The following is a 16,763-nucleotide window of genomic DNA, read 5'->3' on the forward strand; positions in this document are numbered from 1 at the left end:
GGAAACACGATGAAGAGCGACATCCATCCGAACTACCGGCCCGTGGTCTTCCGGGATGCCAGCGCCGACTTTGCGTTCCTGACGCAGTCCACGATCGAGACCAGCGACACGATCGAATGGACAGACGGCAACACGTACCCGCTGGCCAACGTTGAACTGTCCAGCGCCAGCCACCCCTTCTTCACCGGCCAGATGAAGATTGTGGACACGGCGGGCCGGGTGGAACGATTCGAGCGTCGCTACGGTCAGCGCAAGCGGCGAAGCTGACGCCGTCGGGCCACCACGCGGCCCCAGTGCGCGCCGAGCATCGCGAACGGCCAGGCACGACTCGTGACGGCCGGCAGCCGCGATGACGCTTGACGCTGATCGCATCCGGGCCCTGCACGCGGCCAAGCTGAGAGCCTTGGCCCGCAGCGTGCTCGATGTGGAGTTGGCCGAGGTCTCGGGTACCGACGACGGCGCGCTCGCCGTGGCCGCCGGTGCTGAGCCTGCGGTGGTGTGCCTCGCGCAGGAGCGCCCCGAACGTGCGCTCGGCGGCGCATTGGCGCTGGCCGAGCGGACCGGTTGCGATGACGTGCACATCTTCGCTGAGGATCACAGCGGTGTGCTCGCTCGACGGGCGGCGTGCTTCGTGCCGGCGCCCGTGGTCTGGAGCATCGAGGGTGCGGGCGCGACGGCCGCAGAACCGGCGCCCCGACCGGTCGAACCGACGCCGCCGCGCGTGCCTGAGCTCGTGTCGCTGCTCGCCAGCGCCGGTGTCGAGATTGCGGTCGAGCACGGCGTCATCACCGGTGAGGTCGAGGGTCTCGAAGTGGCCCGCGTCGTCCCCGCTGCGCCGGCTGCCGAAGCCAGCGACGCCAGTGAGGGCAGCGGCGACATCGACCCCCACGACGGCCACGAATCTGCGACTGCGTGGCAGATCGAGGTCGGCGTCGGTGCGCATGACCGGGAGGCCTTCGCGCTGCTGCACGCCGACGAGCCCACCGCCGAGGCCATCGGCCGGGTCGCCGAAGTCGTGCGAACTCACCGCTCGCCGGGCGCATCGCCGCACCCGCTCAACCGGATGGGTGCGGCTCGCTGGCTGCGCTCGCTGCTCATCCGCCAGCCAGAACTCGTCGACGCTGGCCGTTTGCGGGCGGCATCGCCGCCAGTGCCCCGAGGGGGTCCCAAGGAACTGTCGCCGGCGGTGGCATATGGCCTGACGCCCGATGGCCGCCGCCTCGTCGTGGTGGTCTGCGTCGGCATCGACCTCGACGTGGTGCCGTTCGCAGCAGACGCCCGGCTGTTCCTCGATCCTGACGCCGAATTGACCATTGCGCTGCCGCGACGCGACGCACATGACGTCATCAGGGCCATGGCTGCGAGGCTGGACAGTCCCGCTGAGATCGCCGAGATCGACGACGAATGGCGCACGCTGTCAACCGCGGGCGCCTGATCCGGCCTGAAACCCCCCAGTTAGCCTGAACGCGTGTCGGGCGCCTTGGAATCCCTGCGGCTGGACGCGCTGGAAGCCGAGCGAGCCGAACTCGAACGGAAGCTGGGCGAGGGTGCGGCATCCGGCGATCGTTCGCAGTTCGCCGATCTCGGCCGACGGCTCGCGCGCATCGGCGAGATCATCGATGTGGCTCACGAGGCCGGCCAAGCCCAAGCTGATGCGACGGCCGCCAAGGACCTCTTCGATGCCAGCGACGGCGACGACGCGGTCGAAGCCGCCGAGATGCTGGAGGCGGCGACTGCGCGGGAAGCTGAGCTCGACGAGCGACTCAAGGTGCTGCTGCTGCCGCAGGACCCGAACGACAAGCGCGATGTCATCGTGGAGATCCAAGGTGCTGAGGGCGGCGAGGAAGCCAACATCTGGGCACGCGATCTCTTCGAGATGTACCGGGCGTATGCGTCGGCGCAGTCCGGCTGGTCGCTGGAGCTGCTGGGCAGCCAGGACAGCGATATGGGCGGGTTCACGAATGTGGCCTTTGCGGTGCGCGGCCCTGATGTCTGGCGCTCGCTGAAGCACGAAGGAGGGCCGCACAGGGTGCAGCGCGTGCCGGTCACCGAGTCCCAAGGCCGCGTCCACACATCGTCTGCGACAGTCAGCGTGCTGCCCGAAGCCGAGGAGGTCGACATCGAGATCGATCCCAACGATCTGGTCATCGACACGTTTCGCTCGTCGGGCCCGGGCGGCCAGTCGGTCAACACAACTGACTCGGCGGTGCGGATCACCCACAAGCCCACCGGGGTCGTGGTGTCGATGCAGGACGAGAAGAGCCAGCTGCAGAACCGGGCCAAGGCAATGCGCGTGCTGCGGGCCCGGCTCCTGCAGCTGCAGCAGGAGGCTCACGCTGCCGAGGTAGCTGCTCACAAGCGCGACCAGGTCCGCGGCGGCGGCCGATCCGAGAAAATCCGCACCTACAACTTCAAGGAGAACCGCGTCACCGACCATCGTGTCGGGCTCACGATCTACAAGCTCGATCGGGTGCTCGCCGGCGAGTTGGACGAGATCATCGACGCCCTCGCGAGCGCGGAGCGCGCCGAGCAGCTTGCCGCTGCAGTCGCCGACGGCGGCGGGTGAGCCGACCCGGCTCGACAGCAGGCTCGACTGTGTCCTCTAAAGACGGGCTGACGCTCGGCGATCTGTACCGCGGGCTGCGCGAGCAGTTCGCAGCAGCCGGCGTGCCCGAGCCCGAAGTGAGCGCGCGCCGCATCGCGGCGGAGGCCAGCGGCACCAGTGCCGCCGAGGTTGCACTGGCACCGCAGACGCCGATGACCGTGCGGATGGTGGCGCACGCCGACGCCATGGCCACCCGTCGGGTGGCGGGCGAACCGCTGCAGTACGTGCTGGGCAGCTGGGGATTCCGAATGCTCGACTTGGCAGTGGACAGCCGGGCGCTGATCCCGCGCCCCGAAACCGAGGTGGTTGCCGGCACCGCCATCGACTGGCTCAACGGGCGAGCCCGGCACCGGCATCCCGCCGGACTGAACGCTGCTGACCTCGGCACAGGCTGTGGCGCGATTGCCTTGTCGATAGCGAACGAGGTTCCCGACGCCCGGGTGTTCGCCACCGACAGCTCCGCCCACGCGCTGGCGCTGGCCGCGGCCAACCTGGCCGGCTTGGGCAGCGCGGCGAGTCGCGTCTCGCTGCACCAGGGAAACTGGTTCGAAGCCCTGGCTGGCGTTCAGGATCCGCATGCGGACGGCCGCGCCGCAGGGCCCCTGCGAGGACGGCTCGATCTGGTAGTTTCCAACCCGCCGTACGTCGCCGATGGCGAGGTGCTGGCTCCTGATATCGACGACTGGGAGCCGCACGAGGCGCTGTACGCCGGGCCTGACGGGCTGAGCGCGCTCCGTGCGATCATCGGCGATGCCCGCGGCTGGCTGGCACCTGGAGGCCTGCTGGTGCTGGAACTCGGGGCGACGCAGGCCCCAGCGGCCACCGCCATGGCGATCGCCCGTGGCTACGAAGACGTGCGCATCGAGTGTGACCTGGCCGGCACCGATCGAGTGCTGGTTGCGTCGCGCCCCCATGCCGAGCCCGATGAGCTCGAGCTCAGCGCCGCCGTCGAATGGCTGCGCGCGGGCGGGTTTGTGGTCGCGCCCACCGACACCCTCTGCGGGGTCATGGCTCGCTACGCCGACACCGAGGCCGTGGCCCGGGTATGCGAAGCCAAGGAGCGTCCTCGCACGGAGCCGATGCCGATCCTGGTCTCGGGGCTGGCTCAGGCCGATGAGCTGGTCGAGCTCAGCCCGGCCGCCCGCGTGCTGGCCGAGCAGCACTGGCCCGGCGGCCTGACGCTGGTCGCGAAACGCCGGGGCGGGGCCGACCCGCTGCACGGCCGCGAGACGCTGGGCGTCCGCGCACCCGCGCTGGGCTGGCTGCGCTGGCTCATCGACGACGTCGGGCCGGTAACGGGCACCAGCGCGAACCGGCACGGTCTGCCCACACCGGCCGATGCTTCCGAGGCAGCAGCGCTCCTGGCCGCTCGCCAGGGCGAAACGAAGGCGCCCGGGCAGGTCATCCGCGGCCGCGCGGCGGGGGAGACCGCTTCCACCGTCGTGGATGTCACCGGAGACAAGCCGGTGATCCTGCGAGCCGGCGCCGTCCCCGCCGTTGCGCTGGAATTCCCTGAAATTCCTACCGAAACCGGCACCTGAGCGGCGGCAAGCGCTGCGAGACTGGCGCCGTGGCACAGGGCAACTCGTCCGCCCCGAACGAGATCGTCATCGCGCTCGCTGCCGATCACGCCGGCTGGGAACTCAAGGATCGCTTGGCGCAACACCTGCGCGGCAGCGGCTACGAGGTGGTCGACCTGGGCACCAACGGCCCGGAGTCAGTCGACTACCCCGATTTCGGCGAGGCCGTCGGCAAGGCGGTGGCGAACCGGACGGCAGACCTCGGTGTGGCCGTGTGCGGCAGCGGCATCGGCATCGCGATGGCCGCCGGCAAGGTAGACGGCATCCGCGCGGCCACCGTGCACGACGAGACATCGGCCCGACTCGCCCGCGAGCACAACGACGCCAACGTGATCTGCCTCGGCGCTCGCCTCACCGATCCCGGCGGGGCGGTAGCCGCACTCGATGCGTACCTCGCAGCGGCGTTCGAAGGCGGACGGCATCAGCGACGGGTGGACAAGATCGACGCACTCGGCCGGCGCTGAGACCATCCCGAGAGGCTGCGCCGAGAGGCGCCGTCGTGGCCCGAGCGGCCCGTGAGCGGAGCGAACATGAGCGGGAAGCAAAACGTGGCAGGACGAACATCGCAAGGAGACACAGCTTCATGACCCGAACGCACCCCACTGCAGCGAGCTGGGCACCGCTCGGCGATCCCGAGATCGATGCCGTGCTGGCAGCCGAACTTAAGCGCCAGATGACGACGATCCAGCTCATCGCGTCGGAGAACTTCGCCTCGCCCGCGGTCATGGCGGTCACGGGCAGCGTGCTCACCAACAAGTACAGCGAGGGTTACCCGCGCCGTCGCTACTACGGCGGCAATGCCAACGCCGACACCGCCGAGCAGCTCGCCATCGACCGGGTGAAGGCGCTCTTCGGTGCCGAGCATGCGAACGTGCAGCCCCATTCGGGGTCGCAGGCGAACGCCGCGGTGTACCTCGCCATGCTCGACATCGGCGACACGGTGATGGGCATGAGCCTGGATCACGGCGGTCATCTCACCCATGGGTCGCCGGTGAATGCCAGCGGCAAGCTCTACAACTTCGTCAGCTACGGGCTGACTCGCAGCGACGAGCGCATCGACTACGAGGCCATGGCAGCGCTGGCCCGCGAGCACCGGCCCAGGCTGATCGTGGCCGGCGCCACGGCGTATCCCCGCCGCATCGACCCGGCACCGTTCCGCGAGATCTGCGACGAGATCGGCGCGGTGTTCATGTTCGACGCCGCCCACATAGCGGGGCTGATCGTGGGTGGGGTGCACCCGAACCCGGTCCCGTTCGCCGACATCGTCACGTTCACCACGCACAAGACGATGCGCGGGCCGCGCGGCGGAGCGATCCTGTCCACCCAGGAATACGCCAAGCGCATCGACTCAGCCGTGTTCCCCGGCAGCCAAGGCGGGCCGCTCGACCACGCCGTCGCGGCCAAGGCGGTGGGCTTCGCCGAGGCCGCCCGTCCTGAGTTCGCCGACTACCAGGCGCGCATCGTCGCGAACGCCGCGGCGCTGGCCGACGCGCTCGGCAATCACGGCTTCCGTTTGGTCTCCGGCGGCACCGACAACCACCTGCTGCTGATCGACCTGCGCACCTTCGACGCCGAACTGACGGGCAAGGTGGCCCAGGAGGCCCTCGATGCGGCCGGCATCACGCTGAACCGCAACGCCATCCCCGACGACCCCCGTTCGCCCTTCGTCACCAGCGGCCTGCGTATGGGTACCCCATCGGTCACCACCCAAGGCATGGGACCTGACGAGATGGCAAAGATCGCCGAATTCACCGCGCGCGTGCTGCGCACCCCCGACGACGAGACCGTCATCGCCCAGGTGCGCGCCGAGGTCGCCGAGCTCTGCGCGGACCACCCGCCCTACGACCGCTGACGCTCGTAGCCTGTGCGCATGGCACGCGGCCCCGTCGTCAGCAACGGCAGCGAGGACGGTCTGGCCAAGGCCATCGAGATCGTCGTGACGCCGGCCATATTCGCAGCGGCGGGATTCGGCTTGGATCACTGGTGGGGCACCGGGCCATGGCTCGCGCTGAGCTTCGGCATGACCGCGTTCATCGTGAAGATCCTCGTCGAGTGGCAGCGCTATGCCGAGCGCATGCAGGTCCACGAGCAGGAACTGGCCTCGAGCCGTCCCTCCCAGCGGCGGGGCATCGACCGTGACGGCAACCTCGAAGAGCCCGCATCGCTGCCGACTGGCGTGTCGCTTGACGCCTCGGAGCCGCCCGAACCGACTCCGCCGGCGGCAGCGTGAGCTCCGCCACAGTCGACCACTCTCCTGAGCGCGACCTTGCGTTCGACATGGCGCGCCGCAGTCTGTGGGTGTTTCCCGCCTGGGTTGTCGTCAGCGGGTTCATCTGGGGCATAGGCGGGGCGCTCTCGTCGGCACTCGGCTACGCGCTGGTCATCGGCAACCTTGCGGCGGCCGCGGTGCTGATGGCGTGGGGCGCGCGCACGTCGCCGGTCGCGCTCATGGGGGCAACGCTGGGCGGCTTCATCGTGCGGCTCGCAGTGCTCGCCGGCATTGTTCTGGGGGCCAGTCAGCTCAGCTTCTTCGAGCCCGTGCCCCTCGCGATCACCATCGTCGCGAGCCATCTCGGTTTGCTTGCGTGGGAGATCCGCTATGTTTCCCTGCGGCTCGCAGCCCCAGGCCTTGATCTCCAACGTCCCGGCAAGGAGCAGAAGTGAACCTGCTAGCGCTGACCTTCCCTGACATCGGGCACCTCTTGGAGTGGCCGGGCCTCTTCGGGCACGACCCGGTGACGGGCACGAACGAGTGGTACGCGCTGAACAAGGTCGGCATCATCTACCTCTTCGCCCTCGTGGCGACGGTTCTGATGTTCGTGATGGCCAAGCGTCGCTACGACCGGGCCGAAGTCATCACCGCCCCTCGCGGCATCCAGACCGTGGCGGAGACCTCGGTCGGGTTCATCCGCGAGAACATCATCATGCAGACCATCGGACCGGACGGCCTGCGCTACCTGCCGTTCTTGCTGACGATGTTCTTCTTCATCCTGTTTTCGAACATCACCGAGGTTGTGCCGCTGATCCACTTCCCGGGCAACGCCCGCATGGCGATGCCGGTCACGCTCGCACTGCTGGTGTGGGTGATCTACAACACGATCGGCATCAAGCACCACGGGTTCTTCGGCTACCTGAAGAACGTCTGCATTCCGCCCGGCGTGCCCAAGGCGTTGTTGATCATCGTCTTGCCCATCGAGTTCATATCGACAATCGTCGTACGGCCCTTCTCGCTGGCGGTGCGGCTCTTCGCCAACATGCTTGCCGGCCACCTGTTGCTGGTGACGTTCGCTGTGCTGTCGCACACGGTGTTCTGGCTGGCGCTCACCGACAGCACGCCCACGTGGCTCGTCATCATCACGCCAGCCCCGTTCCTGATGCTGATAGGCCTCACAGGATTCGAGATCTTGGTGGCGTTCCTGCAGGCGTTCATCTTCACGATCCTCACCGCCGTCTACATCGGCGGCTCGCTGCACCCCGAGCACTAGGCCCAACTCCAATCCAGATCATCCAGTTCCCATCGACCAACGGCCGCACAGTGCCCCGGCGCTCCGGCCCCTGCCCCAAGAACCCATACAACACAGGAGATAACGAGTAATGGACTTGCTCGCACAAGCGGACACCGCAGTTGACGGCCTCAAGGCGCTCGGCGCCGGCCTCGGCTATGGCCTCGCAGCCATCGGCCCGGGCGTCGGCATCGGCCTCGTCGTCGGCAACGCCATCACCGCAATGGCTCGCCAACCCGAATCAGCAGGCATGGTCCGTACGACCATGTTCCTGGGCATCGCGTTCACCGAGGCCTTGGCCCTCATCGGTTTCGTGGTGTTCATCCTGCTCAACTTCACCTAGGAGGCGGCAGTGAACGCACTATCCGGCCTGCTCGCAGCATCCGAGGGCGAGTCGTCCAACCCGATCATTCCCGCATGGTTCGAGGTGATCTGGGGTTCGATCGCGTTCTTCATTCTCCTCTTCGTGATGTGGAAGCTGGCGCTGCCGCCGATCCGGCGGGCAATGGAGGCGCGCACCGAGCGCATCCAGGGCGACCTCGACGACGCCGCGACCGCCAAGACCGAAGCCGAGGAGTTGCGCGCGTCCTACGACGCCCGCTTGGCCGAGGCCAACGCGGAAGCGGCGCGAATCATCGAGGAAGCGCGTGCACAGGCCGAGGAAGTCCGCCAGGAGCGACTCGCGGCCATCGAGCCCGAGATCGCCGAGCGACGTGCGCAGGCCGAGGCCGATATCGAGGCCGCCCGCGAACGTGCCATGGCCGAGGTGCGGGCCGACATCACTTCGATCGCGGTAGGCGCCGCTGAGCAGGTAGTGATGGCCAGCATCGACGAGGCGGCGCATGCCCAGTTGATCGAGGACTACATCGAGCGGGTGGGGAACTGAGCCATCCCGCCGAAGGTTCCCGCCGTCACCCGCAGCACCGCTCTGGCTGCAGCGGCAGGCGGCGGACCCCACAGGAGTTGAACTGATGATCAGGATCGACCGATGAGCGAGCGAACCGAGGGCTACGCCGGCGCTGTGGTCGCTATCGCCCAGGCCGAAGACGTGCTCGACCGAGTCACCTCTGAGCTGGCGTCCGTGGGACGGGCTGCATCGGGCAATGAAGAGCTGCGCCGCGTGCTGTCAGACCGCACGGTGCCAGCGTCACGTCGCATCGGCATCGTGGAAGATCTGCTGGCTTCGGTGGCCTCACCGATCACGCTGAATGTGGTGGCGATGCTGGTGGGGGCCGGCCGAGGCGGCGACCTCGAGGCCATTGCGACCGAAGCGTTGGAGCTGGCTGCAGCCACGCGTGGCGAGGCGGTGGCCGAAGTTCGCTCGGCAGTCGCGCTCACCGACGAACAAATCGCCCGGGTGGCCGAGGCGCTGAGCCGTGCCAGCGGCCGCAACGTGACCGTCCATGTCGTAGTCGACACCGAGATCATCGGAGGATTGACCGCCCAGATCGGCGACACAGTCTTCGACGGCTCGGTTCGCACCCGGCTCGACCAGATGAAGGAGCGCCTGTCGTGACCGATCTTTCCATCAACACAGCCGATATCACCTCTGCGATTCGCCGGAATCTCGAAGGCTTCGATCCGTCGATCGAGTCTGGCACCGTCGGACGCATTCTCGAGGTCGGCGACGGCATCGCCCGTGTCTCGGGCCTGCCCGGCTGCTCGGTGAACGAGATCCTCGAGTTCCAGAGCGGCGACGTCGGCCTGGCGCTGAACCTCGACGAAGAGTCGATCGGCGCCGTCGTGCTGGGCAGCGTCGAGCACATCGAGGAAGGCCAGGCAGTGCGGGCCACAGGTCGCATCCTGTCGGTGCCGGTCGGCGACGCCGTGCTCGGCCGCGTCGTGAACGCGCTTGGCCAGCCGGTCGACGGCCAGGGCGAGATCACTGGTGCAGTCGAGCGGCGCATGGAGATCCAGGCACCCGGCGTGATGGGCCGCAAGCCGGTGCACGAACCGCTGCAGACAGGCATCAAGGCGATCGACTCGATGACGCCGGTCGGCAGGGGCCAGCGCGAGCTCATCATCGGCGACCGCAAGACCGGCAAGACCTCCGTCGCGGTCGACACGATCCTGAACCAGGCCGGCCTGGGTGTGAAGTGCATCTACGTGGCCATCGGGCAGAAGGGCTCGACGGTGGCGCAGGTGGTGAACACGCTGCGTGAGCGCGGCGCCATGGAGTACACGGTGGTGGTCTCGGCGCCTGCGTCAGACCCCGCGCCGTTCAAGTATCTGGCGCCGTACGCGGGCTGCGCCATGGGCCAACACTGGATGGAGACCGGCGACCACGCCCTCATCGTCTATGACGACCTGTCCAAGCAGGCCGAGGCGTACCGCCAGATGTCGCTGCTGTTGCGCCGGCCGCCAGGCCGTGAGGCCTACCCGGGCGACGTCTTCTACCTGCATAGCCGGCTGCTGGAGCGCGCCGCCAAGCTGTCCGATGCCAACGGCGCGGGCTCGCTGACGGCGCTGCCGATCATCGAGACCAAGGCGGGCGACGTGTCGGCGTACATCCCGACCAACGTGATCTCGATCACCGACGGCCAGATCTACCTCCAGGACGACCTGTTCAAGTCGGGCGTGCGTCCCGCCGTGGATGTGGGCATCTCGGTGTCGCGGGTGGGGTCGGCTGCGCAGACCAAGGCCATGAAGAGCGTGGCCGGCACGCTCAAGATCGACCTCGCCCAGTTTCGCGACCTCGAGGCATTCGCCACGTTCGGCTCCGAGCTCGACGCCGTGTCGGCGGCGCAGCTCGGCCGCGGCTACCGGCTCGTGGAGCTGCTCAAGCAGGGGCTCAACTCGCCGATGCCGGTGGAGGAGCAGGTGGTCGTGATCTATGCGGGCACCAATGGTTATGTCGACGGCATCGACGTCGACGACGTAAACCGTTACGAGGAAGAACTGCTGGCCTATATGAGCACCCGCCACAGCGCATTGATGTCGGACATCCGCTCCACTGGCGATGTCGACGCGGCCTCGCTGCAGGCGGCCGTCGAGGCATTCACCGCCCAGTTCGTGGGCACTGCCGAAGGCAGCGACGGTGCGTCTGCCGGTGCAGACGCCGGCGGCGAGGACTGAGCGGGGAACTGAGCACCGATGGCAAGCGGTCAGGAGCGCATTCTTCGGCGTCGCATCAGGTCGATCGACGCCACCAAGAAGATCACGCGCGCCATGGAGCTGATTGCGGCCTCTCGTATCGTGCGAGCGCAAGCCCGAGTGCGGGCAGCACGGCCGTACAGCGACAAGGTGACCGCCGTCATTGCCAACCTGGCGTCCGCCGGCGGCGAAGCCGACCACCCGCTGCTGCGCGAGCCGGCCGAGGTGACCAAGGTCGCCTACGTGGCCATCGCCGCAGACCGCGGTCTGTGCGGCGGGTACAACAACAATGTCCTGCGGGCCACCGAGCGGGCCATCGCCGCCGACGCAGCGGAGGGCCGTGACTACGAGCTGGTGCTGTCAGGGCGCAAGGCGCTCGGGTACTTCCGCTTCCGCGACTATCGCATCGCAGCAGGATTCGAGGGCTTCAGCGACCAACCCAGCTACGCCGACGCTCAGCAGGTTGCCGCGGCGGCGACGGAGCTGTTCGAGAACGGCTGCCAGCGGGTGATGCTCGCCTACACCCAGTTCCACTCCATGGGAAACCAGTCGGTGGCCATCGTGCCGTTCATGCCGCTCGACACGGGTGAGCTCGACGAAGCAGACGGCGCCGAGAGTTCGGCGGGCGGCCCCGAAGGCGGCTACGAGTTCGAGCCCGAACCCGCCGTCATTCTGGAGCGGCTGCTGCCGCGCTATGCAGAAGCCAGGCTCTATTCGGCGCTGCTTGAGGCCTCGGCATCGGAGCACGCGGCCCGCCAGCGCGCCATGAAGGCAGCCACCGACAACGCCGAGGAACTCAAGACCAACCTGACGCGCGTCATGAACCGTGCCCGTCAGGACGCCATCACCACCGAGATCATGGAGATCGTCGGCGGTGCCGAGGCGCTTGCGCAGACCGGCGGCGAAGTCGACCTGCTGTCAGACACCATCGAAGCCCGCACCGTGGACTTGTTCCGTGCACGCGAGTAACCCCACCGAGCCTCCGCTCTGCTCCAAGGAGTGACAGACATGACGATGACCGAAGAGAGAACTGCTGGAGACGCCGCCGAGCACGCTGATGGCCGGGTTGTGGCCATCGCCGGGCCGGTCGTCGACGCGGAGTTCCCGCCGGGCGCAATCCCCGAGATCAACACCGCCGTTGAGATGCACGTCGAGCTGGAGGGCCGGCCCGTCACCATCACCGGCGAGGTCGCCCAGCAGATCGGCGACAACCGCGTCCGCATCGTGTCGATGAAGGCCACCGACGGTCTGACACGGGGCATGGCGGTGGTCAATACCGGTCAGGGCATCAGCGTTCCGGTGGGCGATGGGGTGCTCGGCCACATCTTCAACGTGCTCGGCGAGCCGCTCGACGGCGCCGACGTCACCGAGGACATCGCCGACCGCTGGGAGATCCACCGCCCGGCGCCGGCGTTCGACACCCTCGAGCCCAAGGCCACGATGTTCGAGTCGGGCATCAAGGTGATCGACCTGCTCGAGCCCTACGTGGAGGGCGGCAAGATCGGCCTGTTCGGCGGTGCCGGCGTGGGCAAGACGGTGCTCATCACCGAGATGATCAACCGCGTCGCCTCCCAGCACGGCGGCGTATCGGTGTTCGCCGGTGTGGGGGAGCGCACCCGTGAGGGCACCGACCTCTATCTCGAGATGGAGGAATCGGGCGTACTCGAGAAGACCGCGCTGGTCTTCGGGCAGATGGACGAGCCGCCGGGCGTGCGGCTGCGTGTGGCGCTGTCGGCACTCACGATGGCTGAGTACTTCCGCGATGTGCAGGGCCAGGAGGTGCTGCTGTTCGTCGACAACATCTTCCGCTTCGTGCAGGCAGGCTCGGAGGTGTCGACCCTGCTGGGGCGCATGCCCTCGGCAGTGGGCTACCAGCCCAACCTGGCCGACGAGATGGGCGAGCTGCAGGAGCGCATCACCTCGACGTCGGGTCACTCGATCACGTCGCTGCAAGCCGTGTACGTGCCCGCCGACGACTACACCGACCCGGCGCCGTTCACGACCTTCACGCACCTCGATGCGACCACCGAGCTGAGCCGGCAGATCGCCTCGCTGGGCATCTACCCGGCCGTGGATCCGCTGGCGTCCACTTCCACCATCCTCAGCCCCGAAGTGGTGGGCGACCGGCACTACAACGTGGCACGGCGCACCCAGGAGATCCTGCAGCGCTACAAGGAGCTGCAGGACATCATTGCCATCCTGGGCCTCGACGAGCTGTCCGAGGAAGACCGCATCACCGTCGACCGGGCCCGCAAGATCCAGCGCTTCCTGAGCCAGCCGTTCTTCGTGGCCGAGGTCTTCACCGGCCTGCCGGGCATCTTCGTGCCGGTCTCGGAGACCATCGAGTCGTTCGAGATGCTGTGCAACGGCGATCTCGACGACTTGCCCGAGCAGGCGTTCCTCAATGTCGGCAACGCCGAGTCGGCGATGGCCAAGGCCCGCGACCTGGCGCAAGCCGGGGCCTGAGGGCCGGCACCCCAAGAGACGGATGCAGGTCGAGGCCTATGCAGGTTGAACTTGTCTCACCCGAAGCGGTGCTGTTCAGCGGCGAGTGCAGCCAAGTCGTGACGCGCACGGTCGACGGCGACATCGCCTTCCTCGACCACCACGCAGCCTTCATCGGAGCGCTCGACATCGGGCAGACCCAGCTCTGGGCATCCGACGGCATCGTGACACTGGCGCTCAACCGCGGCTTCGTCGAAGTCAGCAATAACGTCGTGACAATCCTCAGCGATGCTGCCTACGCAGCCGATGAGATCGACGTCGCTGCTGCACAGGCCGACCTCGAAGCTGCCCAAGCCGCAGTCGCGGCCGACGACGACGATGACGACGCCAAGGCAGCCGTGGCCTGGGCCGAGACACGCATCGCAGTTGCCAGCGCCGCCTGAGCGCGGTCGCCGTACCTTCCCCAGCCAACAGGCGTCGCCGTTGATCGCGGCTTGACCGTTGGGCCCGCGAATGTCGTAGCGCCCGCGTGGTGCCTGCAAACATGTGAGCGTCCTGTCGCAGCCCGGAAAGGACTTCTCATGATCGAGCCCTCGGGTCAGTTCATCCTCAACACCTTCATGTTCCTGGTGTGGGGCGCGCTGATCATGTGGATGGCCGCTGGCTTCACCATGCTCGAAGCCGGCGCCGTGCGCACCAAGAACGCGTCGATGATCTGCCTGAAGAACATCGGCATCTACTCGGTCGCCGGTCTGGCCTTCTACGTCGTCGGCTACAACCTCATGTACGTCGACGTCGGCAGTCTGTGGGGCACGTTCACGTTCCTGTACGGGCCGAGCGCGAACGAGTTGGCATTGATCGGTGGCGATGCAGCCGCTGAGGCCGCCGTGGCCGGCGATCGCTATGCGTCGATGTCGGACTGGTTCTTCCAGATGGTGTTTGTCGCCACGGCCGCTTCGGTTGTGTCCGGTGCCATCGCCGAGCGCATCAAGATGTGGTCGTTCTTCGCGTTCACGCTGATCCTGACAGCGATCATCTACCCGATCGTCGGGGCGTGGACGTGGGGCGAAGGTTGGCTGTACGAGCAAGGCTTCCAGGATTTTGCGGGCTCGACGATCGTGCACAGCACCGGCGGCTGGGCAGCGCTGGCCGGCGTGCTGGTAGTGGGGCCGCGGCTCGGCAAGTTCCGCAAGGACGGGTCGGTTCGGCCCACGCCGCCATCCAACGTGCTGGTCGTAACGCTGGGCGTTTTCATCCTGTGGCTGGGCTGGTTCGGCTTCAACGGCGGTTCGCAGCTTGCGCTCGGCAGCGTGCTCGACGCCGTGGAGATGAGCATCGTGCTGGTCAACACCAATCTGGCCGCTGCCGCTGGCGTGGTCGCAGCGCTGGCGGTCTCCCGCTCCCTGCTCGGGCGCATCGACCTCTTTGCCGGACTCAACGGTGCCATTGCCGGCCTGGTGTCGATCACAGCCGGGCCCAACATCACCGAACACTGGTGGGCGATCATCATCGGTGCTATCGGCGGCGTCATCTGCACGGCCGCGATCAAGGGTCTCGAGCTGATCAAGGTGGACGATGTGGTGGGCGCGATCCCAGCGCACCTTGTCTGCGGCATCTGGGGAACCCTCGCAACTGCGATCGCAGCGGGTGCCCAGCTTCACATTCAGCTGCTGGGCGTCGTGGCGGTCGGTGCCTTCGTGTTCATCGCATCGTTCATCGTCTGGAAGGTTCTGGACCTCGTGCTGGGTCTGCGAGTCTCGAAGACGGTGGAGCAGCTCGGGCAGGACTCGGGCGAACTCGGCATCGAGGCATACCCCGAGTTCGTGCTGATGCCGGAGAACTTCGACGAATAGCGGCCCGGGGCCGGTCGCCGCACCGGCCCGGCAGACGCCAGCTGCAGAGTTGGCTCAGCCGTCCAAGTGGCTCAGCTCGGTGGGGCTGTCGACAGCGCGGTAGTAGCAGCCGGGGCGGGAGTTGCCGCTCGCGTCGCGGGTATGGCAAGCGCCGCCGCCATCGCGCCGCACCCGGTACAGCAGCGAGTTCTGCTCGCAGTTCACTCGCACGTCGACGAGTGACAGGGTGTCGCCCGAGGTGGCGCCTTTGTGCCAGATCTCGTTGCGCGACGTGGAATACAGCACCGCGCTGCGTCGCTCGAACGTGAGCCGCAGTGCCTCCTCGTTGGCATAGCCGATGAACAGCACGTCGCCGCTGTCGGCGTCCTGCAGCACGACCGGCACCACCTGATGGCCGTCACGTCCGATCTGGGCCACCTTGCCGAAGTCGATGAGTGCGACTGTGCCTTCTTCGAGCTCGTTGACGACTGTGCCCTCTTCGAGCTCGTTGCCGACCGGGGCGTCCGGTGCTGGCTCGCTCCCGGAGTTGAGATTCTGGGTCTCAGCCATGGCTCAGGTGAAGTCCACCGCGGCGTAGGCGCTGAGCTTGTCGATGTCGTGGGTGGCCTTGATGTGGCGCACGGTGCCGCTGCGGGAGCGCATCACGAGCGAGTCGGTGGTGGCGCGATGCGCCGTGAACTTCACGCCGTGCAGCAATTCGCCGTCGGTGATGCCGGTGGCAGCAAAGAAAACGTCGTCGGACTGGACGAGATCGTCGATGTGCAGCACCCGGTCGAGGTCGTAGCCGGCGGCAACGGCTGCCTGGCGCTCATGGTCGTTGCGGGGCCACAGCCGGCCCTGCAGCTCGCCGCCGAGGCACTTCAGCGCCGCTGCCGAGATGATGCCTTCGGGCGTGCCGCCGATGCCGAACAGCACGTCGGTCGAGTCGCTCGCGGCCGCGGAGATGGCACCGGCCACATCGCCGTCGGGAATGAGCCTGATGCGAGCGCCTGTCTCGCGGATCTCCCCGATCAGCTCGGAGTGGCGATCGCGGTCGAGCACCACCGCGGTGAGGTCGCGCAGACCTTGGCCGGTGGCCTCTGCGATGGCTCGCAGGTTCTCTGCGGGCGACCGGTTCAGGTCGACGACGCCCTTGGCGTCGGGACCCACAGCGATTTTCTCCATGTAGACGCACGGACCGGGATCCAGCATGGTGCCGCGCGGCGAGACGGCGATCACCGCGATGGCATTGCCCCGTCCGAGCGATGTCAGCGTGGTGCCATCGATCGGGTCCACCGCGACGTCGGTCAGAGCCCCGGTGCCGTCGCCGATCAGCTCGCCGTTGAACAGCATCGGCGCTTCGTCCTTCTCGCCCTCGCCGATCACGACGATGCCGTCCATCGGCACGCTCGACAGCACCACCCGCATGGCGTCCACCGCGGCGCCGTCGGCGCCGTCTTTGTCGCCGCGGCCCATCCAGCGTGAAGCGGCCATTGCTGCCGCCTCGGTAGTGCGCACCAGTTCGAGTGCCAGGTTGCGATCAGGTGCCTGACGGCTGAGATCTGGACCGCCGACGCGACCTCGATCGCTGCGGAACCTGCGATTGTCATTCATTGCCGCCGACCCTAGAGGATGCGCGGAGAGATGAGCCTTCTGATTAGGCCTCTTGTGCTTCCCGCTCTTGTTCCCCGTTCTCATGCGATTG

19 protein-coding genes are annotated in these 16,763 nt (G+C 67.5%); 17 read left to right on the forward strand and 2 right to left on the reverse strand.

Going from position 1 to position 16,763, the window contains the following annotated elements; all coding sequences use genetic code 11:
- Positions 1-9: 9 nt before the first annotated feature.
- From ACOGXD_RS09610 to ACOGXD_RS09690, 17 genes are all read left to right on the forward strand, one after another.
- Positions 10-267, forward strand: coding sequence for a type B 50S ribosomal protein L31 (locus tag ACOGXD_RS09610; RefSeq protein WP_323671809.1), 258 nt, complete (start codon positions 10-12; stop codon positions 265-267).
- A gap of 82 nt (positions 268-349) precedes the next feature.
- On the forward strand, positions 350-1,435 hold the full coding sequence (locus ACOGXD_RS09615; protein ID WP_419914560.1) for a hypothetical protein: 1,086 nt from the start codon (positions 350-352) through the stop codon (positions 1,433-1,435).
- Positions 1,436-1,480: 45 nt separating this feature from the next.
- On the forward strand, positions 1,481-2,566 hold the full coding sequence (gene prfA / locus ACOGXD_RS09620) for a peptide chain release factor 1 (protein WP_419917386.1): 1,086 nt from the start codon (positions 1,481-1,483) through the stop codon (positions 2,564-2,566).
- Positions 2,567-2,595: 29 nt separating this feature from the next.
- Positions 2,596-4,146: a peptide chain release factor N(5)-glutamine methyltransferase gene (gene prmC, locus ACOGXD_RS09625; protein ID WP_419914562.1), complete on the forward strand. Its 1,551-nt coding sequence runs from the start codon at positions 2,596-2,598 to the stop codon at positions 4,144-4,146.
- A gap of 62 nt (positions 4,147-4,208) precedes the next feature.
- Entirely contained in the window at positions 4,209-4,649 is a 441-nt protein-coding gene (gene rpiB, locus ACOGXD_RS09630) for a ribose 5-phosphate isomerase B (RefSeq protein ID WP_419917387.1), read from the forward strand.
- 119 nt (positions 4,650-4,768) lie between these two features.
- Positions 4,769-6,037: a serine hydroxymethyltransferase gene (gene glyA / locus ACOGXD_RS09635; protein WP_419914564.1), complete on the forward strand. Its 1,269-nt coding sequence runs from the start codon at positions 4,769-4,771 to the stop codon at positions 6,035-6,037.
- An 18-nt stretch (positions 6,038-6,055) separates the two neighbouring features.
- Positions 6,056-6,415 carry a hypothetical protein gene (locus ACOGXD_RS09640; protein WP_419914566.1) on the forward strand — a complete coding sequence of 120 codons (360 nt, stop codon included), beginning with the start codon at positions 6,056-6,058 and terminating at the stop codon, positions 6,413-6,415.
- Positions 6,412-6,849: an ATP synthase subunit I gene (locus ACOGXD_RS09645; protein ID WP_419914568.1), complete on the forward strand. Its 438-nt coding sequence runs from the start codon at positions 6,412-6,414 to the stop codon at positions 6,847-6,849. Before ACOGXD_RS09640 ends, ACOGXD_RS09645 begins: the two co-directional genes overlap by 4 nt.
- Positions 6,846-7,670, forward strand: coding sequence for a F0F1 ATP synthase subunit A (atpB, locus tag ACOGXD_RS09650; RefSeq protein WP_419914570.1), 825 nt, complete (start codon positions 6,846-6,848; stop codon positions 7,668-7,670). Before ACOGXD_RS09645 ends, atpB begins: the two co-directional genes overlap by 4 nt.
- 109 nt (positions 7,671-7,779) lie before the next feature.
- Positions 7,780-8,031, forward strand: a complete 252-nt coding sequence (atpE, locus tag ACOGXD_RS09655; protein ID WP_419854291.1) for an ATP synthase F0 subunit C — start codon at positions 7,780-7,782, stop codon at positions 8,029-8,031.
- A 9-nt stretch (positions 8,032-8,040) separates the two neighbouring features.
- Complete coding sequence (gene atpF, locus ACOGXD_RS09660) at positions 8,041-8,574, forward strand: F0F1 ATP synthase subunit B (protein WP_323671800.1); 534 nt, start codon at positions 8,041-8,043, stop codon at positions 8,572-8,574.
- A 102-nt stretch (positions 8,575-8,676) separates the two neighbouring features.
- Positions 8,677-9,204: an ATP synthase F1 subunit delta gene (gene atpH / locus ACOGXD_RS09665; RefSeq protein ID WP_419914573.1), complete on the forward strand. Its 528-nt coding sequence runs from the start codon at positions 8,677-8,679 to the stop codon at positions 9,202-9,204.
- Positions 9,201-10,763, forward strand: coding sequence for a F0F1 ATP synthase subunit alpha (gene atpA / locus ACOGXD_RS09670; protein ID WP_419914575.1), 1,563 nt, complete (start codon positions 9,201-9,203; stop codon positions 10,761-10,763). Before atpH ends, atpA begins: the two co-directional genes overlap by 4 nt.
- 18 nt (positions 10,764-10,781) lie before the next feature.
- Positions 10,782-11,750 carry a F0F1 ATP synthase subunit gamma gene (locus tag ACOGXD_RS09675; protein ID WP_419914577.1) on the forward strand — a complete coding sequence of 323 codons (969 nt, stop codon included), beginning with the start codon at positions 10,782-10,784 and terminating at the stop codon, positions 11,748-11,750.
- Between the two features lie 39 nt (positions 11,751-11,789).
- Positions 11,790-13,247 (forward strand): F0F1 ATP synthase subunit beta, encoded by a 1,458-nt coding sequence (atpD, locus tag ACOGXD_RS09680; protein WP_419914579.1) that lies wholly within the window; start codon positions 11,790-11,792, stop codon positions 13,245-13,247.
- A 38-nt stretch (positions 13,248-13,285) separates the two neighbouring features.
- Positions 13,286-13,669: an ATP synthase F1 subunit epsilon gene (atpC, locus tag ACOGXD_RS09685; RefSeq protein WP_419854285.1), complete on the forward strand. Its 384-nt coding sequence runs from the start codon at positions 13,286-13,288 to the stop codon at positions 13,667-13,669.
- Between the two features lie 138 nt (positions 13,670-13,807).
- A complete protein-coding gene (locus ACOGXD_RS09690; RefSeq protein WP_419914581.1) occupies positions 13,808-15,079 on the forward strand; it encodes an ammonium transporter in 1,272 nt (423 codons plus the stop codon).
- A gap of 54 nt (positions 15,080-15,133) precedes the next feature.
- Here the strand turns inward: ACOGXD_RS09690 and ACOGXD_RS09695 are convergent, their stop codons facing one another.
- Positions 15,134-15,628: a phosphoribosyl-AMP cyclohydrolase gene (locus tag ACOGXD_RS09695; RefSeq protein WP_419914583.1), complete on the reverse strand. Its 495-nt coding sequence runs from the start codon at positions 15,626-15,628 to the stop codon at positions 15,134-15,136.
- A gap of 3 nt (positions 15,629-15,631) precedes the next feature.
- Complete coding sequence (gene glpX / locus ACOGXD_RS09700) at positions 15,632-16,672, reverse strand: class II fructose-bisphosphatase (protein WP_419914585.1); 1,041 nt, start codon at positions 16,670-16,672, stop codon at positions 15,632-15,634.
- Positions 16,673-16,763: the final 91 nt, after the last annotated feature.

The organism is Candidatus Poriferisodalis sp., assembly GCF_965204125.1.
Lineage (GTDB): Bacteria > Actinomycetota > Acidimicrobiia > Acidimicrobiales > Poriferisodalaceae > Poriferisodalis.